The following is a 24,708-nucleotide window of genomic DNA, read 5'->3' as shown; positions in this document are numbered from 1 at the left end:
GGGCCCCGATCGACGGTGGATCAGGTCGTGGTCTTGACCTTGATGGTGCCGTCGGCGATCTTCTTCTTGGCCTCGTCGAGCTTGGCCTGGATGTCCTTCAAGTGGTCACCCGTGGTGGTCAGGCTGACGCCGTCCTTCGCCAGGGTGTACGTCTGCGTGCCGGCCAGCGGCTTGCCGTCCTTGACGGACTTGACCAGGTCGTAGACGCCGCCGTCGACGTTCTTGACGACGGAGGTCATGATCGTGTCCTTGTACTTCGCCAGGGACGGGTCGAGGGCCTGGTCGGAGTCGACGCCGATGGACCAGGCGCCCTTCTTGCCCGCGACGGCCTCGATCGAACCGGCACCCGAGCCGCCCGCGGCGGCGAAGATGACGTCGGCGCCCTTGTCGAGCATGCCCTTGGCGGCGTACGAGCCCTTGTCGGGGCTGCCGAAGCCGGACAGGTCCGAGCCGGTGGACAGGTACTGGATCTGCACCTTGGCCTTCGGGTTCGTGTCCTTGACACCCTGCTGGAAGCCCGCGGCGAACTTCTTGATCAGCGGGAGGTCCACGCCGCCGATGAAGCCGACCTGGCCGTCCTTCGACTTCAGCGCGGCGGCGACACCGGCGAGGTAGGAGCCCTGCTCCTCGGTGAAGACGATGCTGTCGACGTTCTTGGCGGAGGCGACCGAGTCGACCAGGCCGAAGTTCACCTTCGGGTACTTGGCGGCGATCTTGTCGACCGCGTCCTTGTACGCGAAACCGACGGCGACGACCGGGTTGTAGCCGCCCTCGGCGAGCGACTCCAGGCGCTGCTCACGGTCGGCGGGGGTCTCACCGGTCTTGGCGGTGAGCTCCTTGGTCTCGGCGCCGAACTCGGACTTGGCCTTGTCCAGACCACGCGCGGCGGAGTCGTTGAACGAGTTGTCACCACGGCCGCCCACGTCGTAGGCCATGCCGATCTTCATCTTGCCCTTGTCGGAGCCGGAGCTCTCGGTGGACGACTCGCCGCACGCGGAGGCGGTGAGGGCGAGGGCCGCAGTGACGGTACACGCAGCGGTGATCTTGGATACCCGGCGCAAGGGAAGGCTCCTTCAAACCTGACCGAAGCGCCTCTTCCGGCGCTGGTTTCGCGGCGATCGTAACGCGCGTAGATGTCAGATAAAGCCCTGTACGGAAGCCGTTATCGGATCGTCGCGAACGAGGGGCGACCCATCCGATTACAGGTGGTTGCCGCCGGGTGACGCGGAGGCGGTGAACGGCTCGACGACACGGTACTCCGCCGGGCGGAGGCACGGACCGGGCGGTCGGATCGGGCGGTCGGATCGGCCGACACCGCCCTCGCCACCGAATCACCTCAAACAGGCCGACGCCTCCTGTCCGTTCCCGTCCGCGCCTGTCCGCTACCGCCCACTCCTGTCCGCTTCCGTCCGTGCCCGCCCGCTCCCGTCCGACCCGTCCGCTCCTGTTCAGCCGAGGCGGCCGTTCAGCAACGCGGAGGCGGTGAACAGCTCGACGGCGACCGTGATCGCCTCCTCGTCGGCGTCGAAATCGCCGCGGTGCAGATCGAGCCGGGCGGTGTCGCCGGGGGTACGGACGCCGAGCCGGGCCATGGCGCCGGGGACGTGTTCCAGGTACCAGGAGAAGTCCTCGCCGCCCAGGCTCTGTTCGGTGTCCTCGATCGCATACGATCCGCGGCGCGCGGTCATCGCCGTGGCGAGCAGATCGATCGCGGCGGCGTCGTTCACCACGGGCGGGACGCCCCGTACGTAGTCGATCACCGTCTTGGCGCCGTGCATCCCGGCCACCTCGTCGATCGCCGCGTGCACCAGGTCGGGGGCCTCCCGCCAGGCGCCCAGTTCCAGGCAGCGGACGGTGCCCGACAGTTCGGCGTGCTGCGGGATCACATTGCAGGCGTGGCCGGTCTCCAGCCGCCCCCAGGTGACGGCGAGCCCGGCCCGTGCGTCGACCCGGCGGGCGAGCAGTGCGGGCACCTCGGTGGCGACCTTGGCGGCGGCGGTGACCAGGTCGGTGGTCAGGTGCGGACGGGCGGTGTGCCCGCCCGGACCGTCGAGCGACACCTCCAGCCGGTCGCAGGCCGAGGTGATCGCCCCGACCCGCAGCCCGATCCGCCCGACGTCCACCTTCGGGTCGCAGTGCACGCCGATGATCCGCCCGACGCCCTCCAGCGCCCCGGACAGGATCGTGTCGGGCGCCCCGCCGGGCAGCACCTCCTCGGCCGGCTGGAAGATCAGCCGCACGGGGTTCGGCAGCAGCCCCCGCTGGTCGAGCTCGGCGAGCACCAGCCCGGCGCCGAGCACCGAGGTGGTGTGGATGTCGTGCCCGCACGCGTGCGCCCGGTCGGGGACGGTGGAGCGGTACGGGACACCGGTCTTGGTGTCCGGAATGGGCAGGGCGTCGATGTCGGCGCGCAGGGCGAGCACGGGCGGGGTGGAGTCGTCCCGCGTGCCCACGTCACAGATGAGCCCGGTTCCGGTCGCGAGCACCCGGGGCCGGAGTCCGGCCTTCTCCAGCCGGGCCTTGATGGCCGCGGTGGTACGGAACTCCTGGTTGCCCAGCTCGGGGTGCATGTGCAGGTCGCGCCGGAAGGCGATCAGCTCGGCACGCAGGGCCTCGGGAAGGGTGCCGGGGAGCGGTTCGTCGTGGGGCGTCGGCTCGGCTTCGGACTCGCGGGACATCAACTGGTTCACCTGGTGAAGGGTAAGGCCCTTCCCCCTTCAACTGACCATGAAACAAGAAAAGTTCAGCCACATAGACGAATAAAAGATGGTGTCACGGCGAGTGACGTGTAGGGGAGATGGGTACACTCCGCCGCCCCTCCCGGGGCGTGCGCCCCCGGGGCATCGAGGTGTTCCGTACACCGAGGCCCCCTCCGCGACCGGTTCGCGGCGGGGGCCTCCGGGCTCCGTCAGCCGGACAGCCCCCGGCGCACCGGCAGCAGGGCCACCCCGAGGCACAGTGCGCCGACCGGCAGCAGGTCCAGGCTCACGGCCATCGCCGCCGTCCCCGCCAGCACCAGCACCGGGGTCCACGCCTTGACCAGGTCGCGGCGGAGGAAGGCGAGCAGGGTGACGAGGGCCAGCAGACCGAGCCAGAACAGCATCGGCACCACGGTGTAGACCAACGGCATCACACCGGGCACGCCCTGCACCCGGTCGAACATCTCGCTCATGGCCTCCTTGTCCGCCGAGACGAACCCGGCCGTGAGGTCGATCACCGCCTGCACCACCACGGCCGCCGCACCGAGCAGCCCGGTCCAGGCGGCCACCTCGGCGGCGACCCGGCCGCCCCCGCGCTCCCCGGCGAGTTTCCGCAACCCCAGGAACACTGGCACGAAGGCGAGCACCCCGGCCAGGAACAGCAGATGCGCCGCCGTCCACCAGACCCCGGGCCCGTAATCCCCGACGGCCCGCCCGACCAGCCGCACCACCCCGTACCCCGCCATCAGGACCGGCCCCGCGAGCAGGGCCGCTCCGACCGGCATCCGGCCCGTACCGGTCGTGCCGGCCATGTCGGCCGCATCGGCCGTCCCGCTCTGTCGCTCCGTCGCCATCCGCATCGTCGTCATGCGTCGATGCTCGCGCCGGTGCGACCCTGCCCGCTATCGGGGCTTCCCCCCAACCAACCCTGGGGGCAGACAACTTACGGCTCAGGGTGATCCATGACGTCGACGGGGCGTCCGTCCCCTGCATCTGGTGGAGCTCGACGCCGAAGCCCTCGGCCGGCAACCCGTTGAGGCACTCTGCGTGCGCCCCGAGCCACTGGCGGGTCGGCAGATGCTCCACCGTCATCTCCACGGTGACGCAGTCCGACGCACCGGCCGTGTCACCGCCGCAGACGCAGCAGCGAGACCTCTGCGGGGCGTTCCTCTTCGATGTGCATGTCCCTCACCGCTCCTTGCCGATCCGGCTCCGAACGTACAGGCCACGCAGGAAACGGGCACACGGCGTGATCCGCTACGGTACAGTCGGCTCACCTCGGGGCCGACCGGCGCGAGGCGCCGCCCCCGCAGGATCCGGTTACGCCTCCGTCACCGCCGTCGCCCGCCAGGGCGCCAGGCGCTGGACGTCGCGGGCGGTCTCCGTGACGCCGCTCAGGAAGCCCTGGGCGCGGGGGGAGGCCGTGTCGCGGAGCCATTCCGGGGCGATGTCGCAGACCGCGACCTTCACCTCGGTGCCGACCAGGGCCAGCGGCAGGGTGTGGACGACCGTGGAGGGGAAGCTCAGGACCGTGCGGCCGATGGGGCCGCGGCGGGCGATGAGTTCCAGGGGGAGGTCGGGGCGGACGATCTCCAGGCCGGTGGCGGCCTCCAGGGCGTGGAGCTTCTCCGTGGACTCGCGGCGGTGAGCGAAGTAGCGGGTCGCGCCGTGCGTGCGGGACAGGGACGCGACGGCCTCCAGGTACTGGTCCCGGTCGACCACGCCCGTCTCGACCAGCGAGGTGCCGACCAGGTCCGCGCCCTTGGTGAGCAGCGGCGGGCCGAAGCGGGCGCGGGTCCAGGCGAAGGTGTTGGGGGTGACTCGCACGCCGGGCGGAGCCTCGACCGGCATGGCCGTGAAGACCTCGACCGTACGGGTCGCGGACGGGGTGAAGCGGCTGCGGGCGCGGGCGGTGACCGGGGCCAGGACCAGTTCGCGCGGGCCCGAGCTGCCCTTGCGGTGCCAGCGCACCAGGCGTTCGCCGCGCGCCAGTTGGGCGACGAACTCCATGGTGGCCGTGCCGTCGTCGACCACGGTGAGGCGGCGGGCGCGGACCATGGTGAGGAGGAGTTGTACGTACCGGGAGAACGGGTCGCCGATGACGACGTGTTCGGCCCTGCGGACGAGTCCGGACAGGTCGCGCAGGCTCTTCAGGGGCGCGCCCGCACCGCCGCGCGCCTCCTGCCAGCGGACGTTGACGCCCTCGTCGCGGGCCAGCTCCGCCATCCGGCGCAGCTGACCGCGCGACATCGGGTCGACCGGGGGGAGGACGACGACCGTGATGTCCGTGAGGACCCGGTCGTCGCCTCCCTCTGTGTAGGCCCACTCCAGGACGTTCAGGAGCTGGACCGGGCTCTCGACGAAGGCGAGGTTCACCGGTCGGCCCGTCAGACCGCGACCGGCTCGGCGGCCGGGGCCGCCTCGGCGTTCTCGGCGACGACGCCCGCGACGCGGCGGAGCTTCTTCATCGGGCCGAGCTCGGACTCGTACACCTTCTTGACGCCGTCGCCGAGCGAGGCCTCGATGGTGCGGATGTCGCGGACGAGGCGGGTGAGGCCCTGCGGCTCGACGGAGGCGGCCTGGTCGGAGCCCCACATGGCGCGGTCGAGGGTGATGTGGCGCTCGACGAACGCGGCGCCGAGCGCGACGGCGGCGAGGGTGGTCTGGAGGCCGGTCTCGTGGCCGCTGTAGCCGATCGGGACGTTGGGGTACTCCTGCTGGAGGGTGTTGATGACCCGGAGGTTCAGCTCCTCGGCCTTCGCCGGGTACGTCGACGTGGCGTGGCAGAGCAGGATGTTGTCCGAACCGAGGACCTCGACCGCGTGGCGGATCTGCTTCGGGGTGGACATGCCGGTGGAGAGGATGACGGTGCGGCCGGTGGCGCGCAGGGCGCGCAGCAGCTCGTCGTCGGTGAGGGAGGCGGAGGCGACCTTGTGGGCGGGGACGTCGAACTTCTCCAGGAAGGCGACGGCCTCGGTGTCCCACGGGGAGGCGAACCAGTCGATGCCGCGCTTGGCGCAGTGCTCGGAGATGGCCTGGTACTCGGCCTCGCCGAACTCGACGCGGTGGCGGTAGTCGATGTACGTCATCCGGCCCCAGGGGGTGTCGCGCTCGATGTCCCACTGGTCGCGCGGGGTGCAGATCTCCGGGGTGCGCTTCTGGAACTTGACGGCGTCGCAGCCGGCTTCGGCGGCCACGTCGATCAGGGCGAGGGCGTTGTCGAGGTCGCCGTTGTGGTTGATGCCGATCTCGCCGGTGACGTAGACGGGGTTGCCGGGGCCGGCGGTGCGGGTGCCGAGGGTGCGCAGACGGGAGGTGCTCATGAGGTGTGTTTCCTTAGCTCGGATGAGGTGGTGGGTTTGGGGGACCCGGAGTTACTGGAGTCGCTTGGGGGACTGGGGTTACTGGGGTTGCTTCGGGGACTGGGCGGTGGGACTCGTGAGGGTGGGGCCGAGCAGCCAGGCCGCGATCTCGCGGATGGCGCCGGAGCCGCCGGGGGTGGTCGTGACGGCGCGGGCGGCCGCCCTGACCGAGTCATGGGCGTTGGCGACGGCGACGGGCCAGCCGGCGAGTGCGAAGCACGGCAGGTCGTTGACGTCGTTGCCGACGTAGAGGACACGTTCGGGAGCGATGGACTGTTCGTCGCACCACTGCTTGAGTGCCAGGTCCTTGCGGTCGATGCCGTGCAGGACCGGGATGCGGAGTTTGTGGGCGCGGGCGGCGACGACCGGGTTCTGTTCGCTGGAGAGGATCAGCAGCGGCATTCCGGTCTTGCGCAGGGCGGCGATGCCGAGGCCGTCGCCGCGGTGGACGGCGACGATCTCGCGTCCGTCGGCGTCGATGAGGACCCGGTCGTCGGTCTGCGTGCCGTCGAAGTCGAGGACGACCGCGTCGACGTCGTCGAGGGTGGGCAGCGGCGAGGGGTCGAGCAGCGGCGCGAGGGCGCGGGCGCGGGCCAGGTCGTGCGGGTCGTCGATCTCCAGGGTCCGCGCGGCGTCGGTGCGCACCAGGGCGGTGTGGCCGAAGAAGCGGTGGCGGTGGGTGCGGAAGCCCGCGGCGTCCATGGCGTACGCGGTGCCCGTTTCGAGGAGGTCCTCGGGGCGGTCCTGGCGCATCTGGCGTACGGACTTGTCGTGGTTGACACCGTAGTTGTCCTCCTCGATCGCGCTGCCGTCGCGCCAGAGGAAGCCGTGGAAGGGGGCGACCGTGACGGCCGTGTCGGCGCCGTCGCGGGCGACCGCGGCGGCGACGCCGTCGATGTCCTCGCGCCGTACGAAGGGGCTGGTGCACTGGACCAGCAGCACCACGTCGGCGGTCCGCTCGCGCATCGCCTCGTAGGCGTCCAGGGCGTGCAGCACCGCGTCCTCGCTGCTGGACTTGTCCCCGGCGATGGCCACGGGGCGCTGGACGATGTGCAGCCGCTCGGGGGTGCCCAGCGTGGCGCCCGCGGCGCGGGCCGCCTCCGCGATGGCCGCGTCGTCGGTCGTCACGACGACGTCGGTGACCTCGCGGGAGGCCAGGCAGGCGCGCACCGCGCGGGCGATCAGCGGTACGCCGCCGACCTGGGCGAGGTTCTTGGCCGGTACGCCCTTGGATCCGCCGCGGGCGGGGATCACGGCGAGCACGGTGGGGGTCGGGGTCATCTCTGCTCCTGAAGTGGTGTTCACAGCTCGCCCATCCGTCGGATCACCGGGGCGACCCGCTGGACGCCCTGCCGGTACGCGCCGCGCGCCGCTTCCCGCACCGCCTCGCGCACCGCGCCGCGCACTCCCCCGGTCTCGCGCGGCCGTTCGGCGCCCGGCAGCGGGTGGCCGTCGGGGGCGAGGTGGTGGCGGGCGAGGATGCCGGGGAGGTAGCCGGGTGCGGTGGCGGGTGTGTAGTACGGGGCGAGGCCGGGCAGCCGGGCGGCGCCGAGCAGCTCGGCGACGCGGGCGCGGGCGTGGTCGTAGGCGGTGGCGTACGTGCCGTCGGCGGCGACGCCCTGGCCGGCCAGCCACTCCGGGTCGGGCTCCGGGCGGAAGCCCCCGTCCAGGTGGTCCCAGGAGGTGAGCAGGCCGGAGCCGACGAAGTGGTGGTTGCCCAGTGCCTCGCGGACGCCGAGGTCGGTGAGGACCGCGGTCGGGACACGTCGGTGCAGGGACTCCAGGGCGGCGGTCGAGGAGACCGTGACCAGCAGGTCGGTGCGGTCCAGGACCTCGCCCATGTGCCCGTACACCAGGCGGAAGTTGGGCGGCAGGCCGCCGGGCAGCTTCTCGGCGAGCCGCTGGTACGGGAGTTCCTCGATGTGCGTGGTGTGCTCGCCGGGCTTGGAGCGCAGCTTCAGCAGCACCTCGCGGTCCGGGTGCAGCCTGGCGTGCTCGACGAGCCTGCGCAGCAGGTACATCCGGTCGTCGCGGGAGGCCGGTACGGAGGGCTGGGCGGCGAAGACGACGGTGTCGCGGCCCTCCTGCGGGCGGTGCGGCTCGCCGCCGAGGAACGGCAGGGCGGCCTCGGTGACGGCCGAGGCGTCGGCGCCCACTCCCTCGTACACCGCGCGGAAGCGCTCGGCGTCGTGGCGGGAGTTGGCGAGGACGATGTCCGCGCCGTGCCGCAGCAGCAGTCCGTCGGCGAGCTTCTCGTAGACGACGCCGACATAGCCGGTGACGACGACGGGCCTGGCGGGCAGTCGCAGGGCGGCGAGTCCGTGCAGCATCGCCTGGACGGCGCCGCCGACGAGGGCGAGGACGACGACGTCGTACCCCTCGTCCCGCACGCTGTGCAGGAACTCGACGGCCGTGACCTCGCGCACCCGGCCGGCCTCGATGCCGACGTCGCCGACCTCGGCGAGCTGGCGCGGGGTCGGGGTGGCCCGGCCGCGCAGCAGCAGTCCGCTGATCTCGACGTGCTGCGCCGACGCCCCGGACGCACCGGAGGTGAGGCGGCGCGCGGTGAGCGCGCCCCATTTCCACCGGGTGTCGGAGTCGGCGAGTACGGCTACCCGGAGGGCGGTCGTCTTTTCGGTACGTGGGGGCACGTCCCAGAACTTAGGAAGGCATTCCGATTCGCGGCCCAACGTGACGGCAACAGCTGGTTAACAGCCCGCCGACGCTTGGCGAATCGCCTTCACAAAGGGGACGCAATCGCCCGTGAATCGGCCCGGTTCATCATTCCGACATTCGCCGTTCACCCGACGTCCCTCCTGGGGCCAAGGCAAATGACGGGCTCGCGCCTAGCGTGAGACGGGTGGTTAAGCTCTCGGTCATCGTGCCGTTCTACAACGTGCAGACATACGCCCCCGACACCTTGAGAAGCCTGCGGGCCAACGCCCGCGAGGACTTCGAATTCATCCTCGTCGACGACTGTTCGACCGACGGGACCGCGGACATACTGCGCCGCGCCGAGGACGAGATTCCGGGGGTGGTCGTACGCAGACACAAGCAGAACGGCGGACTGGCCACCGCCCGCAACACCGGCCTGGACGCCGCGCGCGGCGAGTACCTCGCCTTCCTGGACGGGGACGACTGGCTCGCCCCCGGGTACTATGCCGAACTCCTCGCCAGGACGGAGGAGTTGGGCTGCGACTTCGTCCGTACCGACCATGTCCAGGTCGAGGGCAGGACCCGCAGCGTGCACCGCGTCCCGCACGGCAGACGGGGCGAGGTGCTGGACCCGCGGGACGCGATCCTGCCCGCCGAGCGCTCGACCTCGGTCGACTATCCGTACGCCTGGGCCGGGCTGTACCACCGGCGGCTGCTGGACCGGGGGCTGCTGCGTTTCACGGACGGTCTGCGCACCGCGGAGGACCGCCCGTGGATCTGGCGGCTGCATCGCGAGGCGGATTCCTTCGCGGTGCTGGGGCTTCTCGGTATTTTCTACCGGCGCGGCGTCGCCTCTTCGCTCACACAGATCGGCGACGTACGTCAGCTCGATTTCATTCGCTCGTTCGACCAGGTCATTCGGGAAACCGCGGAAGACCGTGATGCGCAGGTACTGCTGCCGAAAGCGGTCCGTACCTATTGCGCGATCATTTTCCACCACATGAGCTCGATCGAAAGGTTTGAACCCGCCGTGGCCCGCACACTGAAGTCCATGAGCGGAGCCGCGCTCAAGCGAATGCCTCAGCAGGTGCTCGACGACGCCCTCGACTCGATGGACGTGCAGCGCGCCACCCTGCTGCGCCGGCTGCGCCGCCGCCCGGCCCCCACGGGCACCAAGGAGGTGACGGCCGCGTGAACACCGCCCGGTCCCGCACCACGCAGATCTTCCTCGCCTCCACGCTCTACGGCACCGCCACGCTCGCCGCCGCGCTCGACGCGGGCTGCTTCCCGGACGCGGACCGCCGCATCCTGCTCGTCTCGAACAACGCGGCGGTGCCGGAGACGACGGCCTCCCTCGACACGATGCCCGGGTTCGACGCGCTGCGCGGCCGTTTCGACGACGTGGTCTCGTGGAACACGACGATCGCCCCCTTCCACCCGGGCGGCTGGGCGCCGCGCCCCGACGACGTACCGCTGTGGGAACGCCATCTGCGCCTGGCCTGGGAGCTCGGCGACGACGACATCGAGCTCGCGGTCGAGTCGATCCAGGTCAACCCCGCGCTGGCCGTCGCACAGATCTTCACCGGCGCGCCGGTCGACGTGTACGCGGACGGGCTGATGAGCTACGGCCCCACCCGCAACAAGATCGACCCGCTGGTCGGCACCCGGGTCCGCCGGCTGCTCCACCTGGACCTGGTGCCGGGGCTGAAGCCGCTGCTGCTCACGGAGTTCGGGGTGGCGCCGCAGATCCTGCCGACCGAGGTGTTCCTGAAGGTGCTCGGCGAGCTGGCGGACGCGCCCGGGGCCCAGGACGGCGTGCCGTCCGTGGAGGCGCCCGCGCTGCTGCTCGGCCAGTACCTCTCGGCGCTCGGGCTGATCAGCGCGGCCGAGGAGGAGGAGCTGCATCTGCGGATGATGCGCGGCGCGGTCGCGCTCGGCCACACGCGCCTCGTCTTCAAGCCGCATCCCACGGCCCCGGCGCAGTGGTCGAAGGGGATGCGGGAGGAGGCAGGGAGGCTCGGCGCGGAACTGACGGTGCTGGACGACGGGGTGCTCACGGCGCCGGTCCTCGCCGAGGTGCTCTACCAGCGGATGCGGCCCGCGCTGGTGGTCGGCTGCTTCTCGACGGCGCTGCTCACCGCGTCGGCGTTCTACGGGCTGCCGGTGGCCCGGGTCGGCACGGAGATGCTGCTGGACCGGCTCGCCCCGTACGAGAACAGCAACCGCGTCCCGGTCACGCTGGTGGACGCGCTGGTGCCGGAGGTGACGGACCGGGCGGCCGTCGAGCGGGCGGCGACGGAGCCGGGCGCGGAGCCGGTGGATCCGGCGGATCTGACCGGGCTGGTCACCGCGGTCGGGTTCGCGATGCAACCGAAGATCTACCCGGGGCTGCGGCCCGCCGCCGAGCGCTATCTGACCGCGCACCTGTCCGCCACGACCTGGCGCTACTTCAAGCGCAGACGGCTGACCTCGCTGGCGCTGCCGGGGGCGGTGCCGGCCCAGCTCGCGTTCCTGCCGCGCAACGCGGTGGTGCGCCGGGTGGCCCGGTCGGTGCGGCGCCGGGTGGTGCGGCAGTAGCGGGGGCGTCGGGGGCGGGGGCGGTGGGCCGAGTACGGCCGCCGCCCCCGTCCCGTACCAAGCCCCGCGCTCCGTACCGAGCCCTGCCCCCGCCCGCCCCGGTGCCGTCAGGCCGGTACGCCGCCCTGGATCACCCTCAGGTCCGCCGCGTTGGCCTCGGTGACCTTCCAGAGTTCCCGCTGCCGGCCGTGCACATCGGCGACCGTCGCCGCGTGGTCGTCGAGCAGTCCGGCCGCCCGCTCGGCGAGCCGGGCCCCGAGGTGCCGGTCGTGGACCGAGATGCCCCACTCCGGACGGTCGATGTCGGCCAGGAAGTACGCCATCTTCGGGTGCGAGATCAGGCTGATGATCGGCGTTCCGCAGCCGAACGGGATCATCCCCGCGTGCCCGCGCATCCCGATGACCAGCTTGGTGCGGGCGTAGGTGTCCCGGATCTCGTCGTTGCCGAAGTCGTACATCGGGATCACCGGCAGCGCGATCCCGTGCTCGCGGCGCAGGTCGAAGGCGATCCGCTCGTCGTCCAGCGAGTGGGCGACGCACTGGACCTCGGCCCGCTTGCCGAGCTCCCGCACCGCGGTCGCCATCTCGGCCAGGAAGTGCCCGTAGTCGTGCCCGAAGCGGAGCCCCGAGCGGTCGTACGCGGCGTTGACCAGCACGGTGTCCTCGCGCCGCTCCGGGTCCGTCCAGCCGTCCACCAACTGCCGGGTGACCGTCGTCGGGCAGGGCTGGAAGCGCACCTTGTCGTGGAGCGAGGCGGGCAGCAGCTCCCGGACCTTCTCGATGGACCCGTGGTTGCGCAGCCCGAAGAACGAGGCCCGTTCGACGAGCCGCCGCAGGCTGGAGAGGAACCGGTCCCGGCCGTGCCCGTACGCCTGGCCGTCGAAGGCGTTGAAGCCGACCGCGTACACCATGACGGGTACGTCGATCCGGTCGAGGAGCGCGTCCGGGACGTTCCACTGCCAGCCGCTGTTGCCGTTGGGCGCGGTGTCCGGGATGAAGAGGCCGCCGCCGCCGATGACCAGGCCCCGGCGCTCGTTGACCCGTTCCAGCGCGGCCTCGTCGAAGAGCCGGTGGGCGTGGATCGAGTGCCACCGCCGCGGACCGGTGTCCCGGCCGAAGGCCAGCCGTACGCTCTCGGGCAGCAGCTTGTCCCCGGCGTTGCCCTGGCGCTCCATGTAGAAGGCGACATGGGCGAGCTGGCCGGAGGCCGGGCCCTCCACGGGTCCGGTGGCCTCCTCCGTGGTGCGCTTGCGCATCAGCCGGTTGGCGCGGTGGGTGGGGTCGACCGCGAGGCCCTTCAGGGCGTACCCGGCCGCCGCGTCGTCGTCGCCGTGGATCCAGGCGATCTGGGCGAGGCGGGCGAAGGCGGTCGCGGCCCGGTTGGGCGCCGCGGTGGCGAGCAGCAGCCGGGCGCGGGCCTCCTCGTAGCGCGAGACGCTCATCAGGGCGTGGCCGTACACCTCGTGCGGCCAGGCCTCGTCGACGGGGATCCGGACCCGGCCCAGCAGATCGGCCGCCTCCTGGTACTCGCCCGCCGCGATGTGGGCGGCGGCGACCTTGCGGGCGTCCTCCGGGGAGCCGGTGCGCCGCACGTGCGGGGTGCCGTAGTGGACCAGCAGATCGTGGTGCTTGGCGCCGGGCAGCGCCAGGTAGGCGGCGTGGAACTCGGCGTCGGACAGCTCGAATTCGTGCCAGCGCGTCTCGGCCTCGCGGTAGCCCGCCTCGCCGCCCTGCCAGGGCTTGTGCCGCCCGGTGAAGTGCAGGATCGCGGTGGAGTCGGGGACCGGGAGGTCGCCGGAGAGCCGCCGCTTGACGAAGTTGTAGCGGGCGTCGAGCTGGACGAAGTCGCCGTCGAGCACGGCGTTGAGGATGCCCTGGTCGTGCTTGTCGAGCTCGTACGTGCCCGCCCGGCCGACCTCGTCGATCCTGGCGCAGAACGCGTCGCTCAGATACTCGCGCTGGATGACCAGCAGTCCGCTGTTGAGTTTGTGCTGCCCGTAGAAGAACTGCGGTACGGCGGCCAGCCCGTCGCGCAGGGTGAGCAGTTCGCCGAGATCGTCGAGGACCACCATGTCGGTGTCCAGGGTGATCACGGTGTCGTAGTCGCGGACCCGGAAGACGTCGAGGATGAAGTAGGCCTTGCGCACCAGGTAGTTGTCCTGGTCGCCCTTGGCGTACGTGTCGTAGTGCGCGGCGTCGACCCGGCGGAAGTCGACGCGGGGGTGCAGGGCGCGGATCTGCGCGACGGACGCGGGACGCAGCCCGTCGTGCAGGACGAGGAAGTCCTCGCAGACGTCCGGGTTGGAGAGGGCCAGGCTGCGCAGCAGGGCGAGGAAGCCGGGCAGGTAGTTCTCGTCGACGAAGCTGGCGAAGGCGACCCGGCGCTTGCCGGTGAGCGAGTTCGCGGGCGCGGACGGCACGGGGGCCGCCGCGACGGAGGCGGGCGTGGCGGTCGTCGTCATCGCAGTCGGATCCTCATGTCGGTGACGCTCTGGGCGCGTTCCATGACCCACGCCTTTTCGCTGGTGTACTCGTGGACGGAGGTGATGGGCATCCGCATCGCGCCGGGCAGGCGGTAGGCGCCGCTCTCGTAGAAGTCGAAGCCGATCAGATCGAGCCGGCTGCTGACGTCCAGGTGGTCGAGGAGCCACAGCATGTTGAACCCGGTGGTGGGAATGGCCGGCCAGACGTCGGCGCCGACGCGTCCGATGTCGCGCAGCGGCCAGCGCAGCGACTCGTCGCCCAGGTACTGCTGGGCGCCCGGGACGAGCCGGTTGCGCAGGGAGTGCTTCCAGTCGCCGGAGACCCCGCCGAAGACCAGCCGGGTGTGCACCTTCTGGTCCCAGTTGAACCCGTGCTTGTGGATGGTGGCGTGGATGTCGGTGCGTCGTCCGGTCGCCGCCGGGTCGATCCGGTACGAGTTGAAGCGGACGACCAGGTCGTAGCCGTCGATCTCTTCGCCCATCGAACTGCTGCCGACGCGCTGGGAGTTGGCGACGAGGCAGATCGACCGGCCCGCGATGCGGTTGCGGAACTCGCCGACCGTGGTCCACTCGACACCGCCGAAGGTGGGGTCCTCGACCGGTCCGCGCATCCGGCTGCGGCGCTGCTCGGCGTAGAGGCCGGCGATCTCGGCGAGCCGGGCCACGGCGGCGGGGTCCGTCCCGGCCGCCTCCATGGCCAGTCCGAGGTACTGGGAGGTGGCCTCCTGGATCTCGGTCACCGGGGCCCCGGAGCGTTCCTGGGCGAGCAGGGCGCCGATCAGCCGGGGTTCCGCCCCTTCCCGGTCGCCGCGCGCCCGGCGGGCCAGTCCCTCGGCCCAGGACTCGGTGACGGGCCGGTCGGCGTACGCGGCGGCGGCGGGGCAGTCGCGTTCCAGCCGCCGCAGCAGCTCGTCCTGGTGCCGTGCCCCGGCCCGCAGGCCGACGACCTTGGCCGCGATGCCGAAGCCGTCGTCCTCGGTGAACGAGAGGTAGCGCTCGTACGCCTCGACGGCCTCGGCCTCCGCGCCCATCGCCTCCAGCGTCCTGGCCCGCAGCCGCCAGCCTGCCCGCGAGCCCTTGCGCTGGGTCAGCACGGTGTCCGCGATGAGCAGCGCGAGCTTCAGCTCGTCCTCGTAACCGCAGTCCAGCGCCTTGTTGCCGACCGCGAACAGCGGGTCGAGCAGTTCGTCGGCGAGGGGTGCGGCGGCGGCCGCGGCGGCCTTGCCGGTGCGCCGCATCAGCGGGATCGAGGACGCGGCGGGCGCGGGGCCCGCGGGCGTCGCGGCGTGCACGGACAGCAGGTGCCGCAGCGCCTCGGCGAGTGCGGTGCGCCGCCGGTCGAGCCCCGCCACCAGCTTGGTGCTGTGCGCGGCGCAGGCGCGCAGGCACACGTCCGCGTCGGTCGGGGTGACGGAGGCGAGCGGCGAGGCGGCGCCCCCGGGCGGGGCCGCGTCGCGCTGCCGTGGCCAACGGGTGCGGGCTTCTCTCATGGCGCTCCAAGCGTCTGGGCCCGTGGGGGGAGGGGGCGTTTCCGGTCCTGCGGTCACCGGAGCGCACCGGGGCCCCGCCCCGTCGGGGGCGGATGCCCGGCGCGCGTGTTCGGTTCCGCGACACGCTAAGAAACCTGAACGGCCACCGGATGAACTCGCCCTTTCGGTACCGGAAACTGCGCACCGACCCCGCAGGTACGTGTGCTGGTCAGCGCGCCCCGTACCGTGCCTCGATGCCCGCGACGATCAGCCGCAGCCCGTCCTCGAAGCGTTCGTCGTAGCGGGCGAAGATCTCGGCACCGGCGGCCGCGGCGAGCGGGTACGCGGTCAGGCGGGCGGCCCGCTCGTCGACGTCGAAGCCGTCCCGCCGTTCGTCCGGCATCGGCTGGACGCTCTGTTCCTCGGTGACGAAGCCCATCGTGTACGCGTAGGCGGTGGTGCTCGCCCGGACGGCCTGCCACAGCTCGAACCCGGCGTCGACCATCGTCCGCAGATGGGATTCGAGCCCGTCCGCGTGGTCGGTTCCGGTGAACCGGGCCCCGCTGTAGACCTTCGCCCCGTCGCGGTAGCGCAGCAGGGCGGTGCGCAGGGCGCTGTTGTACGCGACCAGCTGGTCCTGCCAGCGCTCCGGGGCCGGACCCGGCAGGTCCTCGGCGAGCATCCGGCGGTACATCACCGTGGCCATCTCGTCGAGGAGCGCCTGCTTGTCCTCGAAGTGCCAGTAGAGCGCGGGTGCCTTGACGTCCAGCTCCCGGGCGATGGCGCGCAGGGTGAGGCCGTCGAGGCCCACCTCGTTCAGCAGCCGCAGCGCGGTGTCGGCCACCCGTGCCCGGTCGATCTTCGTCGTACCCACCTTGACAACTTAACAGCGTTAAGCACACACTCAAAACCATGGAACTTAACAGCGTTAAGGAAACAGAGGTCCTGATCGTCGGCGCCGGTCCCTGCGGCCTGGCCCTCGCCTGCGATCTGGCCCGCCGCGGCGTGCGCGCCCTGGTCGTCGAGCAGGCGCCCACGCTCTTCCCCGGCTCGCGTGGCAAGGGCATCCAGCCCCGCACCCGGGAGGTCCTGGACGATCTCGGCGTCGGCGACGCGGTGCGCGAGCACGGCGGTCCGGCCCCGGTCGGGATGGTCTGGCAGGACGGGCGGCGGCAGCAGGAGTACGACATGTTCCGCCGCGCGGCCCCGACGGAGTCCGAGCCTTACGGGGAGCCCTGGCTGATGCCGCAGTGGCGCACCCAGGAGATCCTGCTGGCCCGGCTGCGCGAACTGGGCGGTGACGTCGCCTTCTCCACCGCGCTGACCGGCCTGGACCAGGACGCGGACGGTGTCACCGCCCAGCTGGCCACGGGTCCGGTCCGGGCCTCCTTCCTGGTCGCGGCGGACGGCGGGCGCAGCACGGTCCGGCGGGCGCTGGGGATCGCGATGGCCGGTGAGGAGGTCGACCCGGCGCCGATGCTGGTCGCCGACGTACGGGTGGCCGAGGACGCGCTGGACCGGCTCAACTGGCACGCGACGCGCGGGGAGCAGGGCTTCCTCACGCTCTGCCCGCTGCCCGGCACGGCGGACTTCCAGCTGGTCGCCCAGTTCAGGGAGGGCGAGCCCGACACGTCCCCGGAGGGGGTGCGCGCGCTGGTCGCCGCCCGCACGCATCTCGCGGCCACGGACATCACCGAGGTCCGCTGGTCGTCCGACTTCCGGCCGCGCGCCGCGCTGGCCGACCGGTTCCGCGAGGGCCGGGTCTTCCTGGCGGGGGACGCCGCGCATGTGCACTCCCCCGCCGGTGGCCAGGGCCTGAACACCAGCGTGCAGGACGCGTACAACCTGGGCTGGAAGCTCGGGCTGGTCCTGCGGCACGGGGCGCCCGTCGCCCTGCTCGACAGCTACGAGCGGGAGCGCCGCCCGGTCGCCGCCGACATGCTCGGCCTGTCCACCCGGATCCACCGGGGCGAGCAGGAACGCGGTGCGGCGACCCAGCAGCTCGGCCTCGGCTACCGCGAGGGCCCGCTGTCGGTGGGAAGGGCCGGGGTCCTGCACTCCGGGGACCGCGCCCCGGACGGCCCGACGGCCGGGGGCCGCCGCCTCTTCGACGTCTTCCGGGGCCCGCACTTCACCCTGCTGGCGGTCGGCACGGACGCCGAGCTCCCGGCGTTCGACGGCGAACAGCTGCGCGTGCACCGCACGGACGCCTGTGAGGCGTACGGCAAGGGCCTGTTCCTGGTCCGCCCCGACGGCTACATCGGCTGGGCGGGCGAGGACGCCTCGGGCCTGGCGCGGTACCTGGCCCCGCTGGGCGTCCCCGAGGTCACACGCTGCTGAGCGAGAGCTTCGCCGCGAAGCCGAGGAAGAGCAGACCGGCCGCCGAAGTGGCCCCCGCCGACAGCCGCTTGCGGCGGCGGAACGCGGCGGACAGCCGGGTGCCGCCGAGGATCAGCATCGACAGATAGAGGAAGCTGGCTATCTGCAGCAGGGTCCCCAGCACCAGGAACGACAGCGCCGGATAGGCGTAGTCCGGGTCGACGAACTGCACGAAGAACGAGATCAGGAACAGGATCGCCTTCGGGTTGAAGAGGCTGACCACCAGCGCCCGCCGGTAGGGCCGCTCCATCGCCTCCGCGACCGCGGGCCCGGCGTCCTCCCCGGTCAGCTCGGCCACCCGACGGTGCCGCTCGCGCCACATGGCCACCGCGGCCCGCAGCATGCCGATCGCCAGCCAGGTCAGATAGCCCGCACCGGCGTACTTGACGACGGCGAAGAGCACCGGCGTCGTCTGCAACAGCGACGAGGCCCCGAGCGCGGACAGCGTCATCAGCACCGTGTCCCCGGTCCACACCCCGGCGGCCGCCACATATCCGGTCCGTACCCCGCGCCGGGCGGCGACGGAGAGCACGTACAGCGAATTCGGCCCCGGCAGCAGGACGATCAGCACCAGGCCGGCGAGATAGGTCGGAAGATCGGTGACACCCAGCATGAAACGGAGTGTCGCACGCGGGTACGGCACTCCGTCCAGCGGTTATCGGGAAGGCGCGGGTTCAGTCCTCGTCACCGTCGAGGAGCCGGTCGACGGAGAGCTTCATCTCGATACCGACCACGTCCGGCACGGCGAACGAGGTCCCGCGCTCGTGGTGCGCCTTGTTCTTCACCCGCGCGGGTACCCGCCGCCTCGGAACGCCACCTCGGAACGCCCCCTCAGAACGCGTCCGACGGCACATACCTCCCCCACACCTCGCGCAGCGCGTCGCAGACCTCGCCCACCGTCGCCCGTGCCCTGAGCGCGTCCTTCATCGGGTACAGGACGTTGTCCGTGCCCTCGGCCGCCTTCCGCAGCCGGGCCAGCGCGGTGTCCACCGCGTCCTGGTCGCGTCCGGCGCGCAGCTCCGCCAGGCGGGCCGCCTGCTCGGCCTCGATCGCGGGGTCGACGCGGAGCGGCTCGTACGGCTCCTCCTCGTCGAGCCGGAAGCGGTTCACGCCGACCACGACGCGTTCCGCGCTGTCGGTCTCCAGGGCGATGCGGTACGCGGAGCGCTCGATCTCGCTCTTCTGGAAGCCGCGCTCGATCGCGCTGACCGCACCCCCCATGTCCTCGACCCTGGCCATCAGCTCCAGGGCCGCGGCCTCGACGTCGTCGGTCATCGACTCCACGACGTACGACCCGGCGAACGGATCGACCGTCGCGGTGACATCCGTCTCGTACGCCAGGACCTGCTGGGTGCGCAGGGCCAGCCGGGCGGACTTGTCGGTGGGGAGGGCGATGGCCTCGTCGAAGGAGTTGGTGTGCAGCGACTGTGTGCCGCCGAGGACCGCGGCCAGGCCCTGCACGGCGACGCGCACCAGGTTGACCTCGGGCTGCTGGGCGGTGAGCTGGACGCCCGCGGTCTGGGTGTGGAAGCGCAGCATCAGCGACTTGGGGTTCTCGGCGCCGAACTCCTCCTTCATCACCCGGGCCCAGATCCGGCGGGCCGCGCGGAACTTGGCGACCTCTTCGAGGATCGTCGTACGGGAGACGAAGAAGAAGGAGAGCCGGGGCGCGAAGTCGTCGACGTCCATGCCGGCCGCGACGGCGGTACGGACGTACTCGATGCCGTCGGCGAGGGTGAACGCGATCTCCTGCGCGGGCGAGGCCCCGGCCTCGGCCATGTGGTAGCCGGAGATCGAGATGGTGTTCCACTTCGGGATCTCGGCCCGGCAGTACTTGAAGATGTCGGCGATCAGCCGCAGCGAGGGGCCGGGCGGGAAGATGTACGTGCCGCGCGCGATGTACTCCTTGAGCACGTCGTTCTGGATGGTGCCGGTGAGCTTCTCCGCCGGGACCCCCTGCTCCTCGCCGACCAGCTGGTACAGCAGCAGGAGCAGCGCCGCGGGGGCGTTGATCGTCATGGACGTGGAGACCCGGTCCAGCGGGATCCCGTCGAAGAGGACCCGCATGTCGTCGATCGAGTCGATCGCGACCCCGACCTTGCCGACCTCGCCGGAGGCGATCGGCGCGTCGGAGTCGTGGCCCATCTGGGTGGGCAGGTCGAAGGCGACGGAGAGGCCCGTCGTGCCGTTGGCGATCAGCTGCTGGTACCGGGCGTTGGATTCCGTGGCCGTACCGAAACCCGCGTACTGACGCATCGTCCACGGCCGGCCGGTATACATCGTGGGGTAGACGCCGCGCGTGAAGGGGTAGGCACCCGGCTCTCCCAGCTTTTCGCCGGGGCTCCAGCCGTCGAGTGCGTCCGGCCCGTAGACCGGCTCGATGGGCAGTCCCGACTCCGTCTCGCGCGTCATCTGCTGTGCCTCCCGCTGAAGCTGCCCAGTAAAGCTACTTATCGGTAACCAAGGTTCCCGCGACGGACTGTAGTGGCGGGCGCGAGACCGTTGGAGGGGCAGGGGCTGGGACCTTGCTCACAGCCCTCCCCCACGGCCCCGTCGCCGCTCTCCCCATCATGCGCGGGCTTTGACGACCGGGCAGAGCGGGAATCCGTCCAGGGGAACACCGGAGACACAGGGGGCCGAGATGATGGACAGCACCACCAGGAGCACATCGCGCACCGCGATACGGGGCCGGGCGGGGACCGCGGCGGTGCTCGCCGTCCTCGCCGTCGCCACCGCGGCGGGCTGCGAGGCGCAGGTCACCGGAAGCGCACCGGCGGCCCCGGCGGCGCCGCCACGGGCCACGGCCACCGACGACGACAAGCCCGCCGCCCAACCGCCGTCGCCGTCACCCGCCGTACCGTCGCCGCGGGCCACCGCGCCGTCGCCGGAGGCACCCACGTCACCCACGCCGGAGCCCGACCCGCAGGGCACGACGCTGATGGCGAGCGGATCCGAGAGCGGGCAGGTGCGGGAGCTCCAGGCCCGACTGCGGCAGATCGGCCACTTCGACCGCAGCCCCACCGGCTACTACGGCTCCGTCACGGTCGCCGCGGTCCGGTCCTTCCAGGACAAGCGCGGCCTCTCCCGTACGGGCAGGACGGACACCCTCACCTGGCGGAAGCTGCTCGGCATGACGCACGAGCCGACGGCCGCCGAGCTGAATCCGCCGACCACCCGGCAGGTCGCCAAGCCGGACAAGCGCTGCATGACCGGTCGGGTGCTCTGCATCAGCAAGAACAGCCGGACGCTGTCCTGGATGATCGACGGCCGTGTCGTGTCGGCGATGGACGTCCGCTTCGGCTCCCAGTACACGCCGACGCGCGAGGGCACCTTCTCCGTCTACTGGAAGTCCCGCCACCACGTGTCGACGATCTACCACACGGCCATGCCGTACGCGATGTTCTTCAGCGGCGGCCAGGCGGTGCACTACTCGGCGGACTTCGCGGCCCGCGGCTACAACGGCGCCTCGCACGGCTGCGTCAATGTCCGGGACGAGGGAAAGATCGCCTCGCTCTTCGCCCAGGTGAAGAACGGGGACAAGGTCGTCGTCTACGGATAGGACCCGGAACGCGAAGAGAAAACGCGAAGAGAAGAGGCGCGGACGGGACCGGGGGAACGTGTCCCGCCCGCGCCATGTGCGCTGAGCCGTAGGTACGGGGGGAACCCCCGGCTCTGTGCGCGGCCGATGACCAGTCGGCTCACTCTGTACTGCGTCACGGCCTCGAAAAACGTCACACCCGGCGGCGGAAGGCTGGAAAAAGCCTGTCGCACACGGCTCCGAGCGGCTCGGCTCAGCCCGGAGTCCGGGCCGACGGGGTCAGGGAGAACGGGTTCGAGGGCCGTCGCACACCCTCGGCGAAACGGATCGACGAGGGCAGACCGGAGCCGAGGCCGCTGCCACCGCCGCTCCGGTTCCCGCCGCCGTTGCCCTGTTCGTCGTCGTCACCGTCGTCGTCGCCCTGACTGCCCTGACCGCCTTGACCGTTCTGGCCGTTGCCGGACCTCGCGATCACCCGGTCGCAGAACCGGTCCAGGTTGCGGGCGCCCTTCGCCAGCGCTTCGAGCCTGCGTCTACTCGTGTCATCCAGCTTGCCGTCGCGGTAGGCGCGGCAAGCCTTGAGCGCCTTGGCGTACCACGCGCCGGAGCCGGTGGCACCGGAGTTTCCGGGCAGATTGCCGTTCCGGGTGCCGTCCGCCGAACCGGTCGCGGAGCCGCTCGCCGAGCCACCGGGCTTCCGGTCGCTGCCGCCGCCGTGCTTTTTCGTCCGGCCCGAGCCGCCGGGGTCCGGGTCCCCGGGCGGGGTGGCGGGGCGGGCGGGGGGCGAGGAGGTGCCCGCTCCGGGCGTGGCGGACGGCGGCGGCTGCGGGTTCTCCTCCTCGGTGAACCCCGAACCGAGCTCCTCGGGCGTCGCCGCGGCCGAGACGGAGGTGGCCGGCACGGGGGCGCGTTCGCCGAACGGCCCTGGAAGCATCCCGGTCCCCGCCGCCACGGCCACTCCGCCGAGCGCGCAGCCCGCGAGGGAGGCGACCAGGCCGAAGCGGACCGGCCGGCTCCAGCGTGCGGTACGGAACCGGCCGGGGCCCGCGGACGGGGCGGGGGCGTGCGGGACGGAAACGGCCCCGATGCGTACCGGTTCGAGCACCTCGACACCGGCCGGCCCGCCCGCCTGCTCAGCGGCGCCCCTCGCCCGCGCGTTCGTCCGGGTCCTCACGTGCGCGGAGCGGGTGGCGGTGCGGAAGGCGGCCAGCGCGGCGGCCTCGCCGGGCAGTTCACCGGTGGCCGGGCGGACGCTCCGGGCGGCGGCGTCCAGCGCGGCCGCCAGCCTCTCGGCATCCGTACACGAGTGACCGCCGACGGGATCGACCGGCTCGCCGCGGAGCAGTTTCTCCGCGGCGCCCTTGTCAAGCCATTCGTACTGCTCGTCGGCCATCACATGTCCCTCTGCGTCCACGGACGCGAATGCGTCACACCCGCCGGCGCCGCCAGGCCGTTGCGTACGGGGCGCTGGGCGGGCACTCCGCCGAGTTCCGCCGTCCGGCCCGCCGCGCCCGGTCGCGGGGTGGACGGATCCGCCGGATCCCCGGGGAAGGCGCCGTCGTCGCCGGTGTCCGCGCCACCCGTGCCGGCGCTGCCCGTGTCCGTACTGTCGGTCCTGGTGCCGCCCATGGCCGTGCTGTCCGTGTCCGTGCTGTCCGTGTCCGTGCTGTCCGTGTCCGTGCGCAGCAGCTCGGCCAGCCGCTTCAGTCCGCGGTGCGCGGCGGTGCGTACCGCCCCCGGGCGCTTGCCCAGCGTCTGCGCGGCGCTCTTCGCGTCCAGTCCCACCACCACCCGGAGCACCACGGCCTCGGCCTGGTCCTGGGGCAGCCGGGCGATGAGCGACATCGTGCGGCCGGTGGCCAGGGACTCCATCGCCTCGTCGGCGGTGTCGGACTCGGCCGCCTTCTCGGACAGTTCCGACTCGTCGCCGCCGACCGCGGGGCGCCTGCCGCGCATCCGCAGGTGGTCCAGCGCACGGTTGCGGGCTATCCGCGCCGCCCAGCCGCGGAAACGGTCGGCGTCGCCGCTGAACCGGTCGAGGTCGCGCGCTATCTGCAGCCAGGACTCGGACGCCACGTCCTCGGCGTCCGGTTCACCCACCAGCGTCCGTATGTAGCCCAGCAGCCGCGGCTGCACAGCGCGGTACACAGTCCGGAAGGCGTCCTCGTCCCCGTCCTGTGCCGCGAGTACCGCGGCAGTGAGCTCCGCGTCGTCCCCCAGCACTCCCTCAACCTGCCCTGCTGTCCCGAATCGCAGCTGGTCATCACTGCCGCGCCACCCTGCGCGACTCAGCACGCTACGTCCTCGGCGGGGGTCACGTCCATGACTTGTACAACCCGCAACATTCCTCGGAGACCGGTGCGGTGTGACAGAAAACGCAGCGACGGCGCTGAGTGGAGTACGGGGTCGTCCTACGGCCCCGCGGAAGACGACCGGGGCCTCTCCTGTGGGGGGTGGCGGCCCCGGTCGTCGCCCCGGTCCGCACCGCTCTGACCAGGCACTTTCCTGGGCCTGGAACCTCTGCTCGCCGTCCGTCACATGCCATCCGTAGAACGAGGGAAGCATGAGGGCAACGACGGATGGCCTCATGGGAGCCACTGCTGAGAGGAAAGGGCCGCGACATGCAGGGATGGCCGATCTACCTGGGCCTGCTTCTGGTCATCGCCCTGTGGGCAGGCCGCCAGTGGCTGATGCGGCGACAGGTGCGTCAGCTCACGGGAGAGGTGACCGCTGAACCGCCCGTGCCCACACCTGACCGGCCCGAGCCGGTGCTGCGCGCGGCAGCGGCACAGGGGGAGGCGCGGGCCATGCTCGAACTCGGCGACCTGGGCCTGCTCAAGCGAGACGCGCCCCAGGCGCTGTCATGGTGGACGAAGGCCTTGGAGGCGGGCGACGATCTGGCGGCCTACCGCCTTGCCGATCTCCACCGGGTACTCGGTGGCACAGAGAAGGCCTCGCTCCATTTCCGGCACGCCGTCGAGGCCGGAGTGCCCGGAGCCGCCAACGACTACGCCATGTTCCTGATCGGCCAAGGCGACGAAGCCGGCCATGGACAACTGCTGCGCGCCGCCGAGGAAGGCGACGCGTTGGCCATGTACAACCTGGCCTACCTGGCGGCTGAACGCGGCGACCCGACCGAGAACGAGCGATGGAGCCGCGCCTCCGCCGAGGCCGGACACCCCGGCGGAGCGTTCTCCCTCGGCCTCCTCGCCTACGAGCGCGGTGACCTGGAGGCGGCGGAGACCTGGTACCGCAAAGCAGCCGGGGCACAGTACGCGGATGCCATGTTCAACCTCGGGAACCTCCTGCGCGAGCGGGGAGACCGCGACGGCGCGGAACACTGGTACGGCCGGGCCGCTGCCGCAGGTGTCGCGGAAGCCGCCGAAAACCTCGCCATCCTGCGCCGCACCAGCGGCTGATCGCACACCGCCACCGGGGTCCGCGCACGGCCGAGAGCCGCGCGGGCCCCGTCGTCGCTCCCGGGCCGCCGAACGCACCGCCCGGGACCGACCGGCGCCACTGGTACGACCCGACCCCCGCATCGGC

19 protein-coding genes are annotated in these 24,708 nt (G+C 71.9%); 5 read left to right on the top strand and 14 right to left on the bottom strand.

Annotated features, from left to right (window positions below; all coding sequences use genetic code 11):
• Nucleotides 1–20: 20 nt before the first annotated feature.
• From GA0115234_RS33010 to GA0115234_RS32980, 7 genes are all read right to left on the bottom strand, one after another.
• The gene (locus GA0115234_RS33010) at nucleotides 21–1,061 is read right to left on the bottom strand and encodes a BMP family lipoprotein (protein WP_093549083.1); all 1,041 of its coding nucleotides are present in this window, start codon (nucleotides 1,059–1,061) and stop codon (nucleotides 21–23) included.
• Between the two features lie 387 nt (nucleotides 1,062–1,448).
• Nucleotides 1,449–2,678: an amidohydrolase gene (locus tag GA0115234_RS33005; protein WP_093549081.1), complete on the bottom strand. Its 1,230-nt coding sequence runs from the start codon at nucleotides 2,676–2,678 to the stop codon at nucleotides 1,449–1,451.
• 230 nt (nucleotides 2,679–2,908) lie between these two features.
• Entirely contained in the window at nucleotides 2,909–3,568 is a 660-nt protein-coding gene (locus tag GA0115234_RS33000; protein WP_141718517.1) for a hypothetical protein, read from the bottom strand.
• A gap of 451 nt (nucleotides 3,569–4,019) precedes the next feature.
• A complete protein-coding gene (locus tag GA0115234_RS32995; RefSeq protein WP_093549077.1) occupies nucleotides 4,020–5,075 on the bottom strand; it encodes a hypothetical protein in 1,056 nt (351 codons plus the stop codon).
• Between the two features lie 11 nt (nucleotides 5,076–5,086).
• Nucleotides 5,087–6,022, bottom strand: a complete 936-nt coding sequence (locus GA0115234_RS32990) for an N-acetylneuraminate synthase family protein (protein ID WP_093549075.1) — start codon at nucleotides 6,020–6,022, stop codon at nucleotides 5,087–5,089.
• A gap of 78 nt (nucleotides 6,023–6,100) precedes the next feature.
• Nucleotides 6,101–7,342, bottom strand: a complete 1,242-nt coding sequence (locus GA0115234_RS32985; RefSeq protein ID WP_093549073.1) for an acylneuraminate cytidylyltransferase — start codon at nucleotides 7,340–7,342, stop codon at nucleotides 6,101–6,103.
• A gap of 20 nt (nucleotides 7,343–7,362) precedes the next feature.
• The gene (locus tag GA0115234_RS32980; RefSeq protein ID WP_093549071.1) at nucleotides 7,363–8,712 is read right to left on the bottom strand and encodes a DUF6716 putative glycosyltransferase; all 1,350 of its coding nucleotides are present in this window, start codon (nucleotides 8,710–8,712) and stop codon (nucleotides 7,363–7,365) included.
• Nucleotides 8,713–8,921: 209 nt separating this feature from the next.
• Between GA0115234_RS32980 and GA0115234_RS32975 the strand changes: the two genes are divergently transcribed.
• Nucleotides 8,922–9,911 (top strand): glycosyltransferase family 2 protein, encoded by a 990-nt coding sequence (locus tag GA0115234_RS32975; RefSeq protein ID WP_093549069.1) that lies wholly within the window; start codon nucleotides 8,922–8,924, stop codon nucleotides 9,909–9,911.
• Nucleotides 9,908–11,293 carry a polysialyltransferase family glycosyltransferase gene (locus GA0115234_RS32970; protein ID WP_093549067.1) on the top strand — a complete coding sequence of 462 codons (1,386 nt, stop codon included), beginning with the start codon at nucleotides 9,908–9,910 and terminating at the stop codon, nucleotides 11,291–11,293. The genes GA0115234_RS32975 and GA0115234_RS32970 overlap by 4 nt, the downstream gene beginning before the upstream one ends.
• 107 nt (nucleotides 11,294–11,400) lie before the next feature.
• On the opposite strand, the gene GA0115234_RS32965 is transcribed toward GA0115234_RS32970, so the two are convergent.
• The 3 genes from GA0115234_RS32965 to GA0115234_RS32955 form a co-directional block, all read right to left on the bottom strand.
• Nucleotides 11,401–13,755, bottom strand: a complete 2,355-nt coding sequence (locus GA0115234_RS32965) for a glycosyltransferase (protein ID WP_093549065.1) — start codon at nucleotides 13,753–13,755, stop codon at nucleotides 11,401–11,403.
• Nucleotides 13,752–15,266 carry a hypothetical protein gene (locus GA0115234_RS32960; protein WP_093549063.1) on the bottom strand — a complete coding sequence of 505 codons (1,515 nt, stop codon included), beginning with the start codon at nucleotides 15,264–15,266 and terminating at the stop codon, nucleotides 13,752–13,754. The genes GA0115234_RS32965 and GA0115234_RS32960 overlap by 4 nt, the downstream gene beginning before the upstream one ends.
• A 208-nt stretch (nucleotides 15,267–15,474) precedes the next feature.
• Nucleotides 15,475–16,119 (bottom strand): TetR/AcrR family transcriptional regulator C-terminal domain-containing protein, encoded by a 645-nt coding sequence (locus tag GA0115234_RS32955; RefSeq protein WP_093549061.1) that lies wholly within the window; start codon nucleotides 16,117–16,119, stop codon nucleotides 15,475–15,477.
• A 38-nt stretch (nucleotides 16,120–16,157) separates the two neighbouring features.
• Here GA0115234_RS32955 and GA0115234_RS32950 point away from each other — a divergent pair, with 38 nt between their 5' ends.
• Complete coding sequence (locus tag GA0115234_RS32950; protein WP_093549059.1) at nucleotides 16,158–17,585, top strand: FAD-dependent monooxygenase; 1,428 nt, start codon at nucleotides 16,158–16,160, stop codon at nucleotides 17,583–17,585.
• Here the strand turns inward: GA0115234_RS32950 and leuE are convergent.
• On the bottom strand, nucleotides 17,572–18,237 hold the full coding sequence (leuE, locus tag GA0115234_RS32945; RefSeq protein WP_093549192.1) for a leucine efflux protein LeuE: 666 nt from the start codon (nucleotides 18,235–18,237) through the stop codon (nucleotides 17,572–17,574). The genes GA0115234_RS32950 and leuE overlap by 14 nt on opposite strands.
• 218 nt (nucleotides 18,238–18,455) lie before the next feature.
• Nucleotides 18,456–20,036 carry an acyl-CoA mutase large subunit family protein gene (locus GA0115234_RS32940; RefSeq protein ID WP_093549057.1) on the bottom strand — a complete coding sequence of 527 codons (1,581 nt, stop codon included), beginning with the start codon at nucleotides 20,034–20,036 and terminating at the stop codon, nucleotides 18,456–18,458.
• A gap of 232 nt (nucleotides 20,037–20,268) precedes the next feature.
• Between GA0115234_RS32940 and GA0115234_RS32935 the strand changes: the two genes are divergently transcribed.
• Nucleotides 20,269–21,183, top strand: coding sequence for a L,D-transpeptidase family protein (locus tag GA0115234_RS32935; RefSeq protein ID WP_093549190.1), 915 nt, complete (start codon nucleotides 20,269–20,271; stop codon nucleotides 21,181–21,183).
• A 232-nt stretch (nucleotides 21,184–21,415) separates the two neighbouring features.
• Here GA0115234_RS32935 and GA0115234_RS32930 read toward each other — a convergent pair whose 3' ends face one another.
• Nucleotides 21,416–22,555: a hypothetical protein gene (locus GA0115234_RS32930; RefSeq protein WP_093549055.1), complete on the bottom strand. Its 1,140-nt coding sequence runs from the start codon at nucleotides 22,553–22,555 to the stop codon at nucleotides 21,416–21,418.
• Complete coding sequence (locus tag GA0115234_RS32925) at nucleotides 22,555–23,385, bottom strand: RNA polymerase sigma factor (RefSeq protein ID WP_093549053.1); 831 nt, start codon at nucleotides 23,383–23,385, stop codon at nucleotides 22,555–22,557. Before GA0115234_RS32925 ends, GA0115234_RS32930 begins: the two co-directional genes overlap by 1 nt.
• 398 nt (nucleotides 23,386–23,783) lie before the next feature.
• Here GA0115234_RS32925 and GA0115234_RS32920 point away from each other — a divergent pair, with 398 nt between their 5' ends.
• Complete coding sequence (locus GA0115234_RS32920) at nucleotides 23,784–24,581, top strand: tetratricopeptide repeat protein (RefSeq protein ID WP_161275705.1); 798 nt, start codon at nucleotides 23,784–23,786, stop codon at nucleotides 24,579–24,581.
• Nucleotides 24,582–24,708 lie beyond the last annotated feature (127 nt).

The organism is Streptomyces sp. DvalAA-43, assembly GCF_900091725.1.
In the GTDB taxonomy this organism is placed as follows: Bacteria; Actinomycetota; Actinomycetes; order Streptomycetales; family Streptomycetaceae; genus Streptomyces; species Streptomyces pulveraceus.
The sequence above is the reverse complement of the archived record's forward strand: the minus strand, read 5'-3'. Positions and strand labels throughout refer to the sequence as shown.

Coding starts and splice junctions, on each gene's coding strand:
- GA0115234_RS33005 (WP_093549081.1), bottom strand. CDS start 2,678: ATGTCCCGCGAGTCCGAAGCCGAGCCGACGCCCCACGACGAACCGCTC.
- GA0115234_RS33000 (WP_141718517.1), bottom strand. CDS start 3,568: ATGACGACGATGCGGATGGCGACGGAGCGACAGAGCGGGACGGCCGAT.
- GA0115234_RS32990 (WP_093549075.1), bottom strand. CDS start 6,022: ATGAGCACCTCCCGTCTGCGCACCCTCGGCACCCGCACCGCCGGCCCC.
- GA0115234_RS32985 (WP_093549073.1), bottom strand. CDS start 7,342: ATGACCCCGACCCCCACCGTGCTCGCCGTGATCCCCGCCCGCGGCGGA.
- GA0115234_RS32965 (WP_093549065.1), bottom strand. CDS start 13,755: ATGACGACGACCGCCACGCCCGCCTCCGTCGCGGCGGCCCCCGTGCCG.
- GA0115234_RS32960 (WP_093549063.1), bottom strand. CDS start 15,266: ATGAGAGAAGCCCGCACCCGTTGGCCACGGCAGCGCGACGCGGCCCCG.
- GA0115234_RS32950 (WP_093549059.1), top strand. CDS start 16,158: ATGGAACTTAACAGCGTTAAGGAAACAGAGGTCCTGATCGTCGGCGCC.
- leuE (WP_093549192.1), bottom strand. CDS start 18,237: ATGCTGGGTGTCACCGATCTTCCGACCTATCTCGCCGGCCTGGTGCTG.
- GA0115234_RS32940 (WP_093549057.1), bottom strand. CDS start 20,036: ATGACGCGCGAGACGGAGTCGGGACTGCCCATCGAGCCGGTCTACGGG.
- GA0115234_RS32935 (WP_093549190.1), top strand. CDS start 20,269: ATGGACAGCACCACCAGGAGCACATCGCGCACCGCGATACGGGGCCGG.
- GA0115234_RS32930 (WP_093549055.1), bottom strand. CDS start 22,555: ATGGCCGACGAGCAGTACGAATGGCTTGACAAGGGCGCCGCGGAGAAA.
- GA0115234_RS32920 (WP_161275705.1), top strand. CDS start 23,784: ATGCAGGGATGGCCGATCTACCTGGGCCTGCTTCTGGTCATCGCCCTG.